The 15330-nt window shown below is 68.9% G+C and carries 14 protein-coding genes; 4 read left to right on the top strand and 10 right to left on the bottom strand.

Going from position 1 to position 15330, the window contains the following annotated elements:
* Positions 1-11: 11 nt before the first annotated feature.
* Together ACE3PU_RS07275 and ACE3PU_RS07270 are read right to left on the bottom strand one after the other, a co-directional pair.
* The gene (locus tag ACE3PU_RS07275) at positions 12-1301 is read right to left on the bottom strand and encodes a serine hydrolase domain-containing protein (protein ID WP_374388176.1); all 1290 of its coding nucleotides are present in this window, start codon (positions 1299-1301) and stop codon (positions 12-14) included.
* A gap of 34 nt (positions 1302-1335) precedes the next feature.
* Positions 1336-3978 carry a TonB-dependent receptor plug domain-containing protein gene (locus ACE3PU_RS07270; protein WP_374388174.1) on the bottom strand — a complete coding sequence of 881 codons (2643 nt, stop codon included), beginning with the start codon at positions 3976-3978 and terminating at the stop codon, positions 1336-1338.
* A 227-nt stretch (positions 3979-4205) separates the two neighbouring features.
* Between ACE3PU_RS07270 and ACE3PU_RS07265 the strand changes: the two genes are divergently transcribed.
* Entirely contained in the window at positions 4206-4910 is a 705-nt protein-coding gene (locus ACE3PU_RS07265; RefSeq protein ID WP_374388172.1) for a TetR/AcrR family transcriptional regulator, read from the top strand.
* A gap of 27 nt (positions 4911-4937) precedes the next feature.
* On the opposite strand, the gene ACE3PU_RS07260 is transcribed toward ACE3PU_RS07265, so the two are convergent.
* The 7 genes from ACE3PU_RS07260 to ACE3PU_RS07230 all read right to left on the bottom strand — a co-directional run bounded on the left by ACE3PU_RS07260 (position 4938) and on the right by ACE3PU_RS07230 (position 12946).
* The gene (locus ACE3PU_RS07260; RefSeq protein ID WP_374388170.1) at positions 4938-6395 is read right to left on the bottom strand and encodes an AMP-binding protein; all 1458 of its coding nucleotides are present in this window, start codon (positions 6393-6395) and stop codon (positions 4938-4940) included.
* Positions 6396-6570: 175 nt separating this feature from the next.
* Entirely contained in the window at positions 6571-7431 is an 861-nt protein-coding gene (locus tag ACE3PU_RS07255) for a hypothetical protein (RefSeq protein WP_374388168.1), read from the bottom strand.
* A 10-nt stretch (positions 7432-7441) separates the two neighbouring features.
* Entirely contained in the window at positions 7442-9703 is a 2262-nt protein-coding gene (locus ACE3PU_RS07250; RefSeq protein ID WP_374388166.1) for a hypothetical protein, read from the bottom strand.
* A gap of 465 nt (positions 9704-10168) precedes the next feature.
* Complete coding sequence (locus ACE3PU_RS07245; RefSeq protein WP_374388164.1) at positions 10169-10903, bottom strand: hypothetical protein; 735 nt, start codon at positions 10901-10903, stop codon at positions 10169-10171.
* Between the two features lie 54 nt (positions 10904-10957).
* On the bottom strand, positions 10958-11509 hold the full coding sequence (locus ACE3PU_RS07240; RefSeq protein WP_374388162.1) for a hypothetical protein: 552 nt from the start codon (positions 11507-11509) through the stop codon (positions 10958-10960).
* A gap of 155 nt (positions 11510-11664) precedes the next feature.
* On the bottom strand, positions 11665-12423 hold the full coding sequence (locus ACE3PU_RS07235; RefSeq protein WP_374388160.1) for a helix-turn-helix transcriptional regulator: 759 nt from the start codon (positions 12421-12423) through the stop codon (positions 11665-11667).
* Positions 12424-12766: 343 nt separating this feature from the next.
* Entirely contained in the window at positions 12767-12946 is a 180-nt protein-coding gene (locus ACE3PU_RS07230) for a hypothetical protein (RefSeq protein WP_374388158.1), read from the bottom strand.
* A 193-nt stretch (positions 12947-13139) separates the two neighbouring features.
* Between ACE3PU_RS07230 and ACE3PU_RS07225 the strand changes: the two genes are divergently transcribed.
* Positions 13140-13442 (top strand): energy transducer TonB, encoded by a 303-nt coding sequence (locus tag ACE3PU_RS07225; RefSeq protein ID WP_374388156.1) that lies wholly within the window; start codon positions 13140-13142, stop codon positions 13440-13442.
* A 15-nt stretch (positions 13443-13457) separates the two neighbouring features.
* On the opposite strand, the gene ACE3PU_RS07220 is transcribed toward ACE3PU_RS07225, so the two are convergent.
* Positions 13458-13658, bottom strand: a complete 201-nt coding sequence (locus ACE3PU_RS07220; RefSeq protein ID WP_374388154.1) for a hypothetical protein — start codon at positions 13656-13658, stop codon at positions 13458-13460.
* 271 nt (positions 13659-13929) lie between these two features.
* Here ACE3PU_RS07220 and ACE3PU_RS07215 point away from each other — a divergent pair, with 271 nt between their 5' ends.
* Positions 13930-14703 (top strand): exodeoxyribonuclease III, encoded by a 774-nt coding sequence (locus ACE3PU_RS07215; RefSeq protein WP_374388152.1) that lies wholly within the window; start codon positions 13930-13932, stop codon positions 14701-14703.
* A 1-nt stretch (position 14704) separates the two neighbouring features.
* Positions 14705-15330, top strand: a 626-nt coding sequence (locus ACE3PU_RS07210; RefSeq protein WP_374388150.1) for a DUF6880 family protein, incomplete at its 3' end; no start/stop codon positions are given.

Below are 15330 nucleotides of genomic sequence, written 5' to 3'. Positions count from 1 at the left end.
GTTGTTTTCGATTACCGACCGGCCGATCCCGGATCGACCCGGGCCGGATGGCCCTGCAGGGCTCCGTAGATTCCCTGCTGATAGACCGGAAGGGCGCGACGCCCCGCCGCCCCCCGGCCCGTGGCGATGGTCGATCCGGAATTGGCCGACACCGGCACCTGGTGCTGGATCAGATAGATCAGGATCAGGTCGTTGACCGGATCGGCCTGCCACCAGGTGCCGAACACGCCGGGCCATGTCATCGAGCCCGGCGCGCCGCAGGCGTAAGGATTGTCGGTCAGGTCCTCGGCGATGGACACGCCCAGGCCGAAGCCGGACTTGGTCCACAGGTCCATTCCCGCGAAGGGGACCTGACGCTGGGCGTCCGTCAGACGGTTGGTCCGCATCAGCCGGACCGTCTCCGGCCGCAGCAGGCGCACCCCGTCCAGTTCGCCCGCGTTGAGCAGCATGCGCGCGAACCTGTGATAGTCGCCGGCCGAAGAGATCAGCCCCCCGCCGCCGGGGGTGTAGCCGGGCGGCTGATCGTACAGCTCCAGCTCGATCTTGCGCAGGCGGTCGCCGGATTCCTGATAGGCGTACAGGCTCGCCAGGCGGTCGCGCTTGGCCGGCGGCATCCAGAAGTCGGTGTCCGCCATGCCCAGCGGCGTGAAGATGCGGTCCAGCAGCACCTGCCTGAAGGGCTTGCCCTCCACCCGACCGATCAGAAAGCCCAGCACGTCCGTCGAATGGCCATAGTGGAACCGCTCGCCCGGCTGGTAGGCCAGCGGCAGGGTTCCCAGCGCAGCCAGCCATTCATCGGCCGACATCCGGTTCATGCCCGGATCACCCAGCGCGGCCTCATAGGCCTGTTTGAGCGGCCCGGCCGAAAACGGCGCATAGGCGACGCCGGAACGGTGGGTCAGCAGGTCCTCCACCGTGATGGCCCGCTGCGCCGGCGTGGTGTCGTCCAGCGGTCCCGTCGCGTCGCGCAGGACCTGAAGGTCCGCCATTTCGGGGATCCAGCGCGTGATCGGGTCTTCAAGCGCGATCCGCCCCTCCTCCATCAGCATCAGGGCCGCCACCGAGGTGATCGGCTTGCTCATGGAGGCGATGCGGAACAGGGTGTCGGACCGCATCGGATCGCCCGCGGCGATGTCGCGCCAACCGACGGCGTCCGCGTGGACGATCTGCCCGCCGCGCGACGCCAGCGTCACCACGCCCGCCAGCTCCCCGCGATCGACGAAGCCTTGCAGGGCCGGTCGGATCGCGGCCAGCCGGGCGGGATCGAAGCCTTGGGCGGCGGGCGTGGCGTCGTCAGGCATCAGTTACGCTTTTCTACAGACGGCGAAGACACGATCAGAAGGACTTGCGCAGGTTCAGCGCCACGAACCGCCCGATCGGATTATAGGCCCCGCCCACGCCGTCGGTGGCGGGGAAGAAGGGCGGGTCCTGATCGAACAGGTCGTTGACCTGCAGAGCCAGGGCCGCGCCTCGGGTCCAGCCGGCGTCCGGCAGGGTCCAGGTCACGCGCAGGTCCACCGTCGTATAGGCGTCCGCCTTGTAGGAACCGACGCCGGTCGGGGTGGCGAAGTTGTTGCGGATTCCGTCGCGATAGTTGACGAAGCCTGCGACGCTGACCGGGCCTGACGTCACGCCCAGACTGGCCCTGGCGGTGAAGCGCGGCACGCCCAGGTCGAGGCTGTTCGTCACCGGCGCGGCGGGCGACAGCTGGGTGTCGAAGCCCAGCACATAGTTGCCGGCCAGGCCCGCATAGACGTCGCCAAAGCCCAGGGGCCAGCGATAGTTCACGTCAAAGTCCACGCCGTCGGTCTTGCGGATGCCGAAGTTGTTCAGCCGCAGGTCCAGCAGGTTGCCGATCACGGGAAGCGGCGTCGGCAGATTGACCGGTACGGCGATCCCCAGCAGGCCGCCCAGGGTCTCGGCCGTCGGATTTCGATAGACCACCGAGGCGAAGGTCGGATCGGTGAAGACCAGCGCCGTGGACGGGGTGCCGATCACATTGGTGTATTCGATACTGTAGTAGGTCAGGCTGCTGCGCAGGTTCGGCAGGAAGGCGGGCCGCCAGTCGGCGCCGAATGACCATGTCTCGGCCTCCTCCGGCTGCAGATCGCGATTGCCGCCCAGCAGATAGACGGTGTTGACCTGCGCCGAGCCGCGCGTCGGATCATTGGCCAGGGCGGCTGCGGTGGCGGCGTCGTAGTAATAGGCGCCGACGGTGGCGCCGACCTGGCGCATGCCCGGCGCCCGGAACGACCGGCCATAGGAACCGCGCAGCGTCAGGTCGTCGATCGGCTCCCAGTTCACGCCCACCTTCGGATTGGTCGTCGATCCGAAGTCGCTGTAGTCGTCGTAGCGCCCCGACACGGACAGCGACAGGCTGCGCACCAGCGGCAGGGCGTTCGCCGCGTCGACGACCGGCACGAAGACCTCGCCATAGAAGGAGGTGATGTCGCGGCTGAGGTCCTCGGGCACGGGGATCGCGCCCACGAAGCCGGTCTGCTCGAACGTCTCGCGCCGCGTCTCCGCGCCCAGCGCGATCTTCATCTGGCCCGCCGGCAGGTCCAGCAGGGGGCCGCTCAGCCTGATCGCGCCCAGTTCGGTGCGCTGATTGATGGTGACGGACGTGGACGAGTCCAGGATGGCCGCGGCCACGTCCGGCGCGGTGCCCGTGCCGAACGGATCAAGCGCGGTGGAGCGCGTCGTCCCGCGCGCCGCGGCGGCCAGGGCGCCGGCGTTGATGGCGGGCAGATAGGCGACGTTCTCGGCCCAATCGAAGGTGCCGTAGACGCTCAGCTCGAAGTCGCGCGGCAGTTGCACATCCACGCCGAGGGACGAGTTGCCCACCCGCCGCTTGTCGGTGTTGGTGAAGTGGTCGTCGCCGATCAGATTGTCGGGGCGGAACAGCACCAGCTCCGTCGTCGCCCCCGTCCCCGGCGGCGCCTGGAAGAAGGGATTGGTTCTGGTGATCGCCACCGACTGAACCGGCGGAGAGACCTGAATCTCGTCCACCCGATCCGTATAGAGCACCTCGCCCCAGACCGAGACCCGGTCGGTCACGTCCTGCCGACCCGAGACGAACAGGCTGTGGATGCGCGAGGCCGGCAGAAGGTCCGACGAGGCGCCGTTGTCGCAGAAGTTCTGCGTGTTCGGCGCCAGGTCCGGCGCCGCATAGAAGACCGAGTAGAAGGTGGCGTCCACCAGGACATTGGGGCTCGGACAGTTGACGCCGCGGTTGTCGATGCCGCCGAACGGACGAAAGTCCTGCAGCCGATAGTCGCGGTCCCCGCCGGTGATGTTGTCGGTCTCGGTGTACTGATAGGCGGCCAGGATCGAGCCGCCGTCCCAGGTTTTTCCGACCAGCCCGCCGACGTGGCCGGAATAGTAATCGTCGCCTGCGCCGTAGTTGGCCGACATCTCGACCCCCGAGACGTTGCGACGGGTGATGAAGTTCACCACCCCCGCCACGGCGTCGGACCCGTAGATCGAAGACGCGCCGTCGGCCACCACCTCAACCCGTTCGATCGCCAGATTGGGGATCAGGGGAAAGTCGGGATTGGTCTCGTTTGCGGCGGCGGCGACCAGTCGGTGGCCGTTCATCAGCGGCAGGGTTGCATTGGCCGGCAGCCCGCGCAGACCCGGCGCGAACGACCCGACCCCGCCCAGGCTCGGCGAGGGCGCGGTGTTGAAGCTGTTCAGCTGCGGCACGCTGGCCAGCAGGTCCGGCGTGTTGGCGGCGCCCAGGGTTTCGATGTCCTGGCGCGTCATGCCGATCAGGTTGGACCCGACGGGAGGCACGCCGCGAATGCTGGTGCCGGTGACGACGATTTCCTCCAGGTCGGCCACGGATTCGGCCTGGGCCGGCTGTGGCGGCGACGCATCGGCGCTTTGGGCGAGGCCGGGGCCTGCAGCCAGCAACATGACGGCGGCGGATGCGCCATAGGCGACGCGCAGCCTGACGGATTGACGGAATCCTCGCATCTCTTCCTCCCGGGTGGCGGCTTTGCCGCTCTGAATTTGAACGCCCCGCGAAGAGCGCTTCCCTATGTCATTTACTTAGCACTAAATCAGCCAACAACGTCAAGTTCATTGTCTCGCGGCTAAACAAACTGGCGGACTGTTCTTGACCCGTATCGGCGCGGGCCCCATCGTTCGCGCCTTGGCGGTCCTCGCATGACGCCGGCAGAGGATCGGGAGGTCCGCACAGAATGGCTGCTTCGCCGGAACCAAAGGGCAGACGCACGCGCGCCGAGCAGCGCGCCGCGACCGAGAAGCTGATCCTGGACACCGCCGAAGAGCTCTTTTCCCAGCGCGGCTATTTCGGCGTCACCATCAAGGATGTGGCCGACGCCATGGGCATTCACCCGGCGCTGATCCACTACTACCACGCCGGCAAGAAGGCGATCTTCGACGCCGTGTTCGAACGCCGGGTGGGCTATGCGGTCACGGTCCGCACAGCCGGGCTGGACGCCTATGAGGCCAAGGTCGGCGACCATCCGACCGTCGAAGGCGTGCTGCGCGCCTATTACGACGGGGCGTTCGACGTCTACATCAAGGGCGACGAGGGCTGGAACGCCTTCGGACGGATATTCGCCCAGGTCAACAACGCCCCCGGCTACGGCGCCGAGAAGATGGACCTGTATTTCGATCCGTTGGTGCTGCGCCTGATCGACCTGCTGCAGAAGGCCTTGCCCGACGCCGATCCCCGCGACCTGTTCTGGAGCTTCCAGTTCACCTCGGGCGCCTACACCCTCATCCTGTCGCGCACCGGCCGCATCGACCGTCTGTCCGACGGCCTGTGCCGCTCGGATGATTTCGAGGCCGTGCGCGAGCGCTTCGTCACCTTCATGGCCGCCGGCTTCGACGCCCTTTACAAGGCACGCCAGACCCGCGGCGCGCCTTCAGCCGGATAGCAGCCCCGCCCGCTCGCCTCTCGCTTCTCAGCCAGGCGTCAGCCGCGCCTGTCGCAGCGCCGCCCGCCTCACCTTGCCGGCTTCGTCGCGCAGCGGCTCGTCGGTGAACTCGATGCGTTTGGGCAGCTTGAACCGCGCCATTCGGCCGGCCACGAAGTCGAGCAGTTCCCCCTCGTCCAGGCTGGCGCCCTCGACGCGCTGGACGATGGCGTGGACCACGGCCCCCCATTCCTCGCTGGGCAGGCCGATCACCGCACTGCCGCGCACGGCCGGATGGGCCTCCAGCGCCGCCTCGACCTCGGCCGGATAGATGTTGGCGCCGCCCGAGATGATCAGGTCGTTGCGCCGGTCCGACAGGAACAGGTAGCCGTCGGCATCCATGCAGCCCAGGTCGCCCATCGTCTCCCACTCGCCGATCCGGACCGATTGGCTTCCCAGATAGCGATAGGTCGAACCCGGTCCGGCTTCGGGCCGGAAATAGACCTCGCCCACCTCCCCGGGCGGCGACTCCCGGCCGGCCGCGTCGAGGATCTTCATCTCATAGCCCGGGCGTACCTGGCCGACCGACCCGCGATGGTCCAGCCAGTCGACGCCGGAGATGATGGTCGACCCGATGCCCTCGGTCGTGCCGTAGTATTCCCAGACCCGCTCGCCCCCCAGCCAGTCGATCCACGCCTCCTTCAGCCACGGCGCGCACGGCGCGGCCATGTGCAGCATCATCCGCAGGCTGGGCAGGCTGTGCTGCGCCAGCACGTCCGGCCCCAGCCGCCAGATCCGGTGCATCATCGTCGGCACCATCGTGACCCAGGTCACCCCGTGCTCCTCGATCAGCTGCAGCGCGCGCAGGGCGTCGAACTTCTGCATCTCGACGATGGTGGCGCCGACGAACATCCCCATGGTGATGCAGTGGAACGGCGCATTGTGATAGAGCGGACCGGGGTTCAGGATCACGTCGCCGGGCCGTTGCAGCAGGAAGCCCTCCTGCGGGTTCCACTGGGCCGGCATCGCATCCACGATCACCTTGGGCCGGCCCGTCGATCCGCCGCTGGTCATCGCCTTCCAGTGCGGCGAGACGACTTCCGGCAGCGGATCGGCCGAGTATCGCTCCAGATCCTGCGGATCTTCTCCCAGGGTGGGCAGACCGGGCACGGGCGACGCGCCGACGAACAGCCTTGGCCGGACGAGATCGAGGATCGCCTCCATCTCCGGAACCGCCATTTTGGCGGACACGATGTTGGGGATGCTCCCCAACTTCCAAAGACCGAACACGGTCTCGTAGAAGGCCAATCCGTTCGGCAACGCCACCGTCACGAAGTCGCCGAAGTCGACGCCCTTCTCGGCCATCAGCCGGGCGCGCCGGTTCGAACGCGCATCCAGTTCGGCGTAGGTGACCCGCTCATCCCCCACGATCACGGCCAGCCGGCCGGGGTCACGCTGCGCATGATAGGCGAGAATGGTGCTCAGCGAGACCTGGTGATCCGACATGACGACGTCCCCTCCGCTCCAGACGCCGTTCGTTCAGCGACGCTTCATGGAGCCAGGACGCAAAACTATTTTAGTGCTAAATAAATGAAAAGAGCGGTCGACGCCGGACCGTCGCCACAGGTCCGCGAACTAAGCGCAATGCGCCGCGGACAGGCCGCCAAGATGCGGCCGTCCGCTACAGGGTCGAGATCTCGAACGTCAGCGCATCGCTGTAGGCGCCCGCGCGCAGCGGGGGCACGGGCCCCAGGGTCAGCAGCAGTTCCAGCGACTCGCCCTGAAAGGTGCGCGGCGGGTCGACATCGACCGCCGCGGGCTGGGAGAGATCGAGCGGACGGTTGTCGAGCACGGCGCTGTAGCGCACGCCCGCGCCCTCCTCCGGATCGTCCTCGGATCTCAGCACGCCCTTGTTGGCGGAGGTGATCCGGATTCGCGCCGGGGCGTTGGTGCGCGACTGCACGAACACCCGCTCGGTCTTGCCCGCCTCGGCCACGCCGAAATCCACGCGGCTGACGGAGGGGCCCTGCCCGAACGAGCCGAGCGCGCCGGCGAGGTTCAGCTGGGCGCGCGGCAGGGCGTGGAGGCTCAAGGGCACGCGGACGTCGCGTCCGGAGGACAGGCCGACCCCGTCGCGGAGTCTGACCACCAGATCGTGGAGGTAGGTCCCCGCCTCGACCACGCGCGGGTCGAGGACGACCAGCTCGAGCACGGCCTCCACCTCCGCATCGGCGGCGGCCTGGACCCGAAAGACGCCGGGCTCGGGCCCCGCCGCAAGGCCCTCGCCGGGCGCGACCTCCAGGACGAGGCCGGCGTCGGCAAGGGCGACCCGGGACAGCGCCGCGCCGCCGTCGTCCACCAGGGCGATCTCCGCCGAGCAGGCCTCGGCGGACGGATTGCGCAACCTCAGGCGCAGGCGTTCCGGCGGCGGCGCCGGCTCGAACGGGTCATAGCTGATCAGCACCGACGGCGGCGCGCGCACGACCTCCAGGCGGCATTGGGCGAAGGCCGCGCCCGGCGCCCCCGCCAGGAGAAGGCCCATGAGGGCGATCCTAACGATCAATGGGGTGAAGCGTGCCGACATCGACGACTCCCTGGGTCTGCTGGCTGACGACGAATTCGAACGTGAGGCCCTCGACGGTCAGCCGGTACCGGCCCGGCGCCAGGCCGTCCGCGACGAAGCGCCCTGTCCGATTGGTGAACACGGGCCGCGGCGGCCGTCCGTCGGGGGGGACGGCCTCCAGCAGGCCCGGCTTGAGGGGCAAGGGCCCGGTCGGGCCGACCAGAATCCCTCGGGCGATCCGCGAGGCGTCGCTGCCGATGGTCAGATGGTAGCCCGCGCCGAAAGGCGGGAAGACCCTCAGCTGGCCCGTGCCCAGGTCATAACCGGGCGGCAAAGGATCGACGCCGATGGTGAAGCCGTTGATCCCATAGGCGCGCCGGATCGGCAGCACCGGCGGCCCCAGGCCGTCCGATCGGGCGATGACGTCGTCGCCCGCGGTCAGGACGATCCGCCCCTCGCGCAGCGACGGATGGACGGGCGCGATGATGAAGCCGTCCCGGGTCGGCCGCCCCACGGCGATCCGCCCGCCGGCGTAGCCGATGAAGGTGTTGATCGCGAGCGAGGATTCGGCCGCGCCCTGGCCGCCGCCCAGCAGATCATAGCGTCGATTGTGGATCGCCTCCGCCTCGAACCGGTTGCCGATGTAGTCGAGGCGCGCCGACAGGTCGCGCGCCTCCTCGTCCTGGAGGAACCGCGCCTCGCCGCTGATGTCGCCGACGCTGCTGCGGGCGTACCGCGTCAGGGTCCCCTCGACCCGGCGCCCGCGACTGTCGTAACGGCCCGTCGACGCCCATCGGCCGCCCAGCGGAATGTTGAGGCCCAGGCCGATGCGGGTTTCGGTGCGGCCGTCGTCCCGGTCGCTGACGGTCAGGTTGGCGATCGCGCTGACCCGGCGGAAGGACCGGCTCAGGCCGACGTCCAGCTGGCGTCGATCGCGTGATCCGTCGTGAGGCCGCGACCATCCCGCGCCCAGGTTCATCCCGATGTCGAACGGACCCAGCCATTGCAGCAGGGCGGTGACCCGCCAGGCCTCCAGCACGCGCCGGCCCGGCTCGAACACGTCGCTGAACCCTCGGCTCAGGTGCTGGGCCGACGCCGTGAACCGGACGTCGTCGGCCGTCCGGACCGAGAAGTCGCGGCGATAGTTGAGCGCGGCGGCGAAACCCGACCGGCCTCCCGCATCGTCCTGGCTGAACGCCGCCTGGGCGAGCACCAGGCCCAGGCGGGAGCCGAGGGTGGCCGAGGCGCCGACCTGGCGCGCCTTTTCGGAAATCTGGGCGTTGGCGCCGAGCGTCAGGCCGTCCGACAGCCCTCGGCGATAGTAGCCTGTGGCGACCCAGGGCCCGTCGTAGGCAAAGGCGACCGATCCTTCGTCCCGGCCGGCGGCGAAGCCGAACTCGCTGACGCCGGGACCGAGCAGATCCGACCCGCTGAAGGCGTCGAACGTCGCCAGCTCCCGGCGTCCGGAGAGGACGTCCGTACTGACGAGCCGCACCTCGTTGACGCCGTTGAAGAAGGGAAAGTCGCTCAGGGCGTAGCGCCCGGCCTTCAACCGCAGCGTCTGGACGGTGAGGCCGTTGATCACCACGTCGACCGTCGCGTCCCGCTCGAGGGTGAACTCCTCCCGGCCGGCGGGGCGGATGTTCTGAAACGGGCGGATGGTCGAATAGGCCCGCTCCACGCCCAGACCCGCGATCCGTCCCGCGCCCTGGAACCCGTCCGCGGACGGGGTGAACTCCCCCGCCGTCGCCCGGATGGCGGATTTGTAGAAATCCTTGATCAGGCGGAATTCCTGTCGCGTCCACGGCCCGTCGGGATCGGCGCCGTCGTAGTCGAAGCCGCCGACCAGGGTCAGGCCGCCGGCGGCGGCCACATGGGCCAGGATGTCGACCGAGCCCGCCAGGTCCGCCCACTGGTCGACGTCATGCTGATAGCGCTGCGCGGCGGCGACGTTCACGCCGAGGCTGAAGGGCGCGGGCGCCGGGAACGCGGCCGGTTCGGGCGCGCGCGCGACGCCGGAGAGCCGCATCAGACGGGTGGCGGCCCCCGCGGGATCGAGCATCGCGCGAACCTCCAGGGCCACCGTATCGAACCGGAGGGCGAGGCGGTCCGAAGACAGATCGCCGAACGGCGCCTTGTCCCGTCCGGCGATGCGGGCGGCCAGTTCGTCGCGAAGCGCGGGCGCGATCTCCGGATCGAGCAGTTGCAGAAGACGCGGCGCATCGATCAGCCCGTCCCCAGCCCGGTCCACGTCGGCGCTGATGACGCCGAGGAACCGGCCGTTCAGCGTCAGAGGCGCGTCGATCGGCGTCAGGACGCGGGGCGAGGCGGAGGGGACGCTTCGGCCCCGCGCCGACGGGATTTCGCCCGCTGGGATTTGGCCAGCCGCGATTGGGTCAGCTAGGATTTGGCCGGGCGGATCCGACGCGTCCGCCCCGATGTCCGCTTCGCGTTCGGCCGCAGGGCGGCCTTGCGCGGGCGCGATCGGGAGCGGCGCGTCGGTCAGGGGCGCTGGCGCGGGGGGGTCCGCTGCGCCCCATCCACCCTCAACAGCGCCATCACGGTTGGGGTTCGTGACGATCGGCGCGTCAAGCTCGAGGGGCGTCGCCTCAAGGGCGGTCGCCCAGGGCAGGCTGCAGGCGGCGAGCAGGACCGCGCGAAGCGGCCAGGAACGCGCCCGACGGTCTTGCGGGGAGATGTCCAAGTCCGTGGCCGATCATTGCGAGGACAGGCGCGCGGAGACGGACTGCGACAGGCCGGGCGCATCGGCCGCCGCGATGACGACCGATCGACGACCGCCCGGGAGGATGGCGCCGAAGGCGCCGAACCGAACCCGTTCCGCCGGCACGACGACCGACTCGCCCCTGTCGTCGCTCAGGGTCCAGACGGCGTTCCGCAGAAGGGCGACGCCCTTGCCGTCGTTGGTCATGTCGAACGTCAGGTCCCCCTCCGGCGTCCGGCCCACGGCCGACAGGCGCAGGTCGGCCAGGGCGCCGGGCGGCGTGACGACCATGTGGCTGACGAAGTTGAAGCCGATCTTGACCTGGGTCGTGGAGGCGTCGCCGTTCTGAAGCGTGGTGAAGTCGATCGGCAGCTGGTCGACGATCAGGCCATAGACCCGCGCCTCGGTCAGGTCGGGCTCGCCGACATAGCGAACCTGGACGGCCTGTTGGTCCCCGGGGGCGACCACCACCTGGTCCGGGTAGATCAGGACGTCGTCGTCCGCGGGCGTACGCGTCACATCGCCGGCGTCGTCCACCGCGACCCGCCTTGGAAGGATTTCGAGCGTGATCGGCACGGCGTCCGTGTTCCGGATCATCAGCCTGAAGCTCGCCGCCGCGCCGCTGGGCGCGACATTGACGATCATCGGCTCGACCTCATGCGCCCGTCCGGTCGCCGGCGCGGTCGCCGTCAGGGCGACGGCCAGCCCTAGCACTGCAAGACGATTCATTGTTCCCACCCCCAACGAGGGTGGTCAGGACCGCGTCCTGACCACCCCGTGTCGTCAGATCGCCGACAGCTCGAACGAGACCGATTCCGTATAGGTGCCGGCCGGAGCCGCGTTCGCGGGGAAGAAGGTCTGTCCCAGCGGCGCCGGTCCGGGGGCGGCGACGTTCATGTTCATGTAGAACTGGGCGTCGATGCCGTTGGCCAGAGCCTGCGAGTAACCCACGTTGTTGCGGGTGAACTTGCCGGAACCTTCGACGTCGCCGGGCGTGGCGTCGGTGGAGGCGATGTCGAAGTCGTTGTCGGCGGCGTCGAGACGCATGGCGTAGTTGATCAGATTGCTGCCGTTCTTGAAGTCGCCGTTGAGCGGATTGACGACCAGGCGCGACGTCCCGCCGGTGTTGCAGGCCAGTTCCAGATTGGCGACCTGCTGCTCGCCTTCATTGGCGACCGAGGTGGTGCCGCTCGACACGTTCGCCAGGCGGATGTTGCAGTAGGGCGCGACGACCGTGTTCAGGCTCAGGGTCTCGGCGCTGGCGCCGCCTGCGGCGCCGAGGGCCGCAACCGCGGCGGCGAAGGCCGTGCTCATGGCGATGGTGATCTTCTTCATGATATATCCTCCGATTGCAAGTTGACGGCAAGTCCTCCGGGCCTGCCCGGCAAGTCAGTTGAGTTTGCCGCGAAGAACATCTCACATCCGCTCGTGCAGAAAAGCATTTTGATGAAGTAATCAAAATTGCTTATACAATCGGCAAGGCCCTCCCCTTACGATATCCGAACGATGAGAGCGAGGGCGCCCGAAATCCCGCGCACGTCCATCTTCGTGCAGATCGCTCGAAGATGCGTTCTGACCGTCGCGGTGGAGATTCCCAGATCTCTGCCGATGTCCTTGGGCGCGCGGCCCAGGACGAGCGCGCACAGAACCGAGGTCTCGGCGGGCGTCAGGCCGAAGGCCTCCGTCAGGGCGGACAGCCTCTCGCACAGGGGCGCGGCCGGGCGGAAGGTGACGAAGACGCACCGTTGGCCCGGCACGCCGACGGTGTACATGGCGCGCCAATCCAGATCCGCGCCCCGGACGAAGTCCCGGCGGCGCATCGGCGCATGGCCGCTGATCGTCGCGATCGCCTGGTTCAGCACCGCGTCGCTGCGGTCGGACCCAAGGGTCAACCGTCCCCGCGCAATGGCGATGAAGCGCTCCTGATAGAGGACCTTCTCGGCGGTGAGGTTCATATCCATCACCTGCCCGCCTTCAGACAGAAGGAAACAGGCGTTCTGATCAAGTTCGAACCAGCGGTGGGTGATCGAGGACTCGTCGAGGGCCTCAAACAGGCTCGGTTGCGACACGAACTCCGCAGAAAGAGCGGGATCGTCTTCCGGTGGAGCGAGCCGTCGCTCGTCAACGCCGCCCCCCGCCTGAAGACCTGATCGGCTTTGCACCGGCGCCATCGACATAAGCTTACCCGTCCCGTTTCTTTCGGCGGGGACGCGAAGCTTGACGCTGCGTCCCGTTTCGCCGGCGACCACATCGGAACTCAACTGTTTGAAACGACGCTGACTTTACGCGTCGTCGGCTACGCGGCTCGATACGGAGCGACCGACGACCAAGGCTGATGAACACGCACGAACGGAGCGTTTAATAACGGTAAATTGTTTGAACGTGAAACTACGTAATCAATTCTGATGAGGCCGTGCGGAGTCGAACCGCGCACTGAGTCGCTGATCGCCTCGACGCAAAATCGCCAAAAGCCGGTCCCGCCGAGGACGAGGACGCCAAGGTCCACCACCTGACGGCGGCGTCGCAGCCCAGCCTCCATCGCCCCGTCCCGCCCCGCGCTCCGGCGGGCGCGAGCCCGGCGCGCCAAGCGGGCTAGGCGCGTCGGTCGCCCCTGTCGCCCTGGCCAGGCCTGGACTCGGTCTTGGCCTGACGCTTCTGGTCCTGCGCCGACGCCTTGCCGACATCGACCTGTTCGCCGAAGCGGCCCTCGTCGTCGCGCCGGACATAGCGCTTGTCCCCGGGGGTGGGCTCGATCAGTTCGCGTTTGGACATGGCGGTCTCCCTTCGTTCACAAGGGAATCCGCCCTCCCGCCTCGGGTTCCGTGACGCCGCATCCGGCCAGAGGATCGATGCGTCATCGGGCGGGACCCTCCGCCGAAGGTGATGGGGGCCTTTGCGCCCTGGTCGTGTTCGGACCGAAGGAACCGACACCGAGGTCGGACCATTGAGGGCCTGGAGGTTGGATATGGTCACCCTGATGCTCTTCGCCGTCCTGGCTCTGGACGCCTCGCCCTCTTTCACCAAGCCGGTGAAGGCGGACGCCCCGGTCAAGGCGACGGCGCAAGCCGAACCCGTGCTGAACAGCGTCGCCGTCACGCTCGAATGCACCGCACGCCGGAGCGGTCAGGTCGACGACTGCCACGTGCTGGCGGAAACGCACCCCGGGCGGGGCTTTGGGGAAGCGGCGGTCGCGCTCATGCGGGACGCGCGTGTCGCGCCGGGCCCGACCGACATCCAGTTCGCCCGCACCATCCAGTTTACGCCCTGATCGCCGCCCTTCGGCTCACGGCCGTCCGCGGATTTCCCAGTCGAGCGTCCAGCGTCCCGGTCCGAACCGCTTCAGTTCGGACACCTCGGCCGATACGGGGCGGTCAAATCCATCCAGCACCACGGTTCCTGCGGTGCAGGCGGCGATGGTGGCGTTGGTTTGCCAGAACGGCCCGTCCCCGCGCCGCGAGAAGCGGATGTGGACCGAGTCGTTCACGCGCGGCGACAGGCTCAATTGCGCGGCCCCGTGACGCCTGGGCGGCCAAGGACGGAGTCTGCGCGCAACGCGGCTGTCATTTCTCGTCGAACTCCCGGGACACGACCCTGTCGCGGCCGCTTGTAGGGTCTTCGCGCCAAACCGGCCAGCCCCGAGCGATCGGAGCCGCACCACGCGGCGGGCGGGGGTCGGCATTCAGCACATGGGGGCCGGCCTTGCTCCGCACGATGGCTGGAAGGGACGTCCGCGCCTGCCTGCTCAAGACGGCGCCGTGAGGATCGCCACCTTCAACATCAACGGCGTCAACAGCCGCCTGCCGGTCCTCATCCGCTGGCTGGCGGAGAGCCGGCCGGACGTAGTCTGCCTGCAGGAGCTGAAGGCGACCCAGGCGCAGTTTCCCGCCACGGCCCTGAAGTCGGCCGGCTATGACGCGGTCTGGGTGGGGGAATCGCGCTGGAACGGCGTCGCCATACTGTCGCGGATCGGCGAGCCCGTGGTGACGCGCCGGGCCCTCCCCGGCGATCCGGGCGACGTTCAAGCCCGCTACATCGAGGCGGCGGTGGCCGGGGTGCTGGTCGCGGGCCTGTACCTGCCCAACGGCAATCCGCAGCCGGGGCCGAAGTTCGACTACAAGCTGGCGTGGTTCGAACGGCTGATCGGTCACGCCGCGGGCCTGATCGAGAGCGGGGCGCCCGTCGTCCTGGCGGGCGACTTCAACGTCGTGCCCACTGAGGCCGACATCTATGACAGCCGCTCCTGGAAGAAGAACGCCTTGCTGCAGCCCGAGAGCCGGGCGGCCTGGGCCCGGCTCGTGGACCAGGGCTGGACCGACGCCCTGCTAGAACGCTTTCCGCACGCCCCGCCCTGGACCTTCTGGCAATACTTCCGCCAAGCCTGGGCGCGCGACGCCGGCCTGCGCATCGACCACTTTCTGCTCAGCCCGGCCGTGGCGGGCCGGCTGGCGGACGCCGGCGTCGATCGCCATGTGCGCGGCTGGGACAAGGCGAGCGACCACGCGCCGGCCTGGATCGACCTGGAAGGATAGGATGGCGCGACGGCCCACGACCCCGACCCGCCTGAACGCCGCCAATCTGGCGATGCTCGGCGCGACGCGCCTGGCGGAGTTGCTCGCCGAGGCCAGCGTCGGCGACGCCAATCTCAAACGTCGGCTGCGGCTGGAGCTTGCGGCCGAGGCCGGCCCTGAGCGCCTGGCGGCGGAGATCGACAAGCGTATCGCCGCCCTGGCGGCGGCGCGGGTGCGCGTCTCCTGGCGCAAGCGCAGCGAACTCATCCGCGACCTCGAGGCCCATCGTCGCATGATCGTGGAGCGGCTGGGGCCCACGGACGCCCGCACCGCCCTGGCCAGCCTGTTGTCCTGGTTCGACCTGTTCCGCGGCCTTTCGACCCGCGTCCAGGATCCGCGCGGCGAACTGGTCCTCGCCTTCGAGGGCGCCGCCGCCGATCTCTGGGCGCTGGCGGAGACCGCCGTGGCGACGGATCCCGCCGTGATCGGGGACCTGGCGTCCGCCGTCGCGCGTCATCCCCAGGACTACGCCCGCTGGATCGGCGCCGCCGGCGAGGCCCTGACGCCCGCCCTCGCCGCTCGCCTGTTGACCGCCCTGCCGGTGGCCTTGCGCCGCGCCCGACCGGCGCGCGGGGCGATCCGGCGGCT

This window comes from Brevundimonas sp. (genome assembly GCF_041911375.1).
GTDB lineage: Bacteria > Pseudomonadota > Alphaproteobacteria > Caulobacterales > Caulobacteraceae > Brevundimonas.
Note: the sequence above shows the minus strand (reverse complement) of the source record. Positions and strands in the feature narration are given on the sequence as shown.

What these genes read in the sequence shown, in the direction of transcription:
- ACE3PU_RS07275 (WP_374388176.1), bottom strand. Translation starts at nt 1,301, where the DNA reads ATGCCTGACGACGCCACGCCCGCCGCCCAAGGCTTCGATCCCGCCCGG.
- ACE3PU_RS07270 (WP_374388174.1), bottom strand. Translation starts at nt 3,978, where the DNA reads ATGCGAGGATTCCGTCAATCCGTCAGGCTGCGCGTCGCCTATGGCGCA.
- ACE3PU_RS07265 (WP_374388172.1), top strand. Translation starts at nt 4,206, where the DNA reads ATGGCTGCTTCGCCGGAACCAAAGGGCAGACGCACGCGCGCCGAGCAG.
- ACE3PU_RS07260 (WP_374388170.1), bottom strand. Translation starts at nt 6,395, where the DNA reads ATGTCGGATCACCAGGTCTCGCTGAGCACCATTCTCGCCTATCATGCG.
- ACE3PU_RS07255 (WP_374388168.1), bottom strand. Translation starts at nt 7,431, where the DNA reads ATGGGCCTTCTCCTGGCGGGGGCGCCGGGCGCGGCCTTCGCCCAATGC.
- ACE3PU_RS07245 (WP_374388164.1), bottom strand. Translation starts at nt 10,903, where the DNA reads ATGAATCGTCTTGCAGTGCTAGGGCTGGCCGTCGCCCTGACGGCGACC.
- ACE3PU_RS07240 (WP_374388162.1), bottom strand. Translation starts at nt 11,509, where the DNA reads ATGAAGAAGATCACCATCGCCATGAGCACGGCCTTCGCCGCCGCGGTT.
- ACE3PU_RS07230 (WP_374388158.1), bottom strand. Translation starts at nt 12,946, where the DNA reads ATGTCCAAACGCGAACTGATCGAGCCCACCCCCGGGGACAAGCGCTAT.
- ACE3PU_RS07225 (WP_374388156.1), top strand. Translation starts at nt 13,140, where the DNA reads ATGGTCACCCTGATGCTCTTCGCCGTCCTGGCTCTGGACGCCTCGCCC.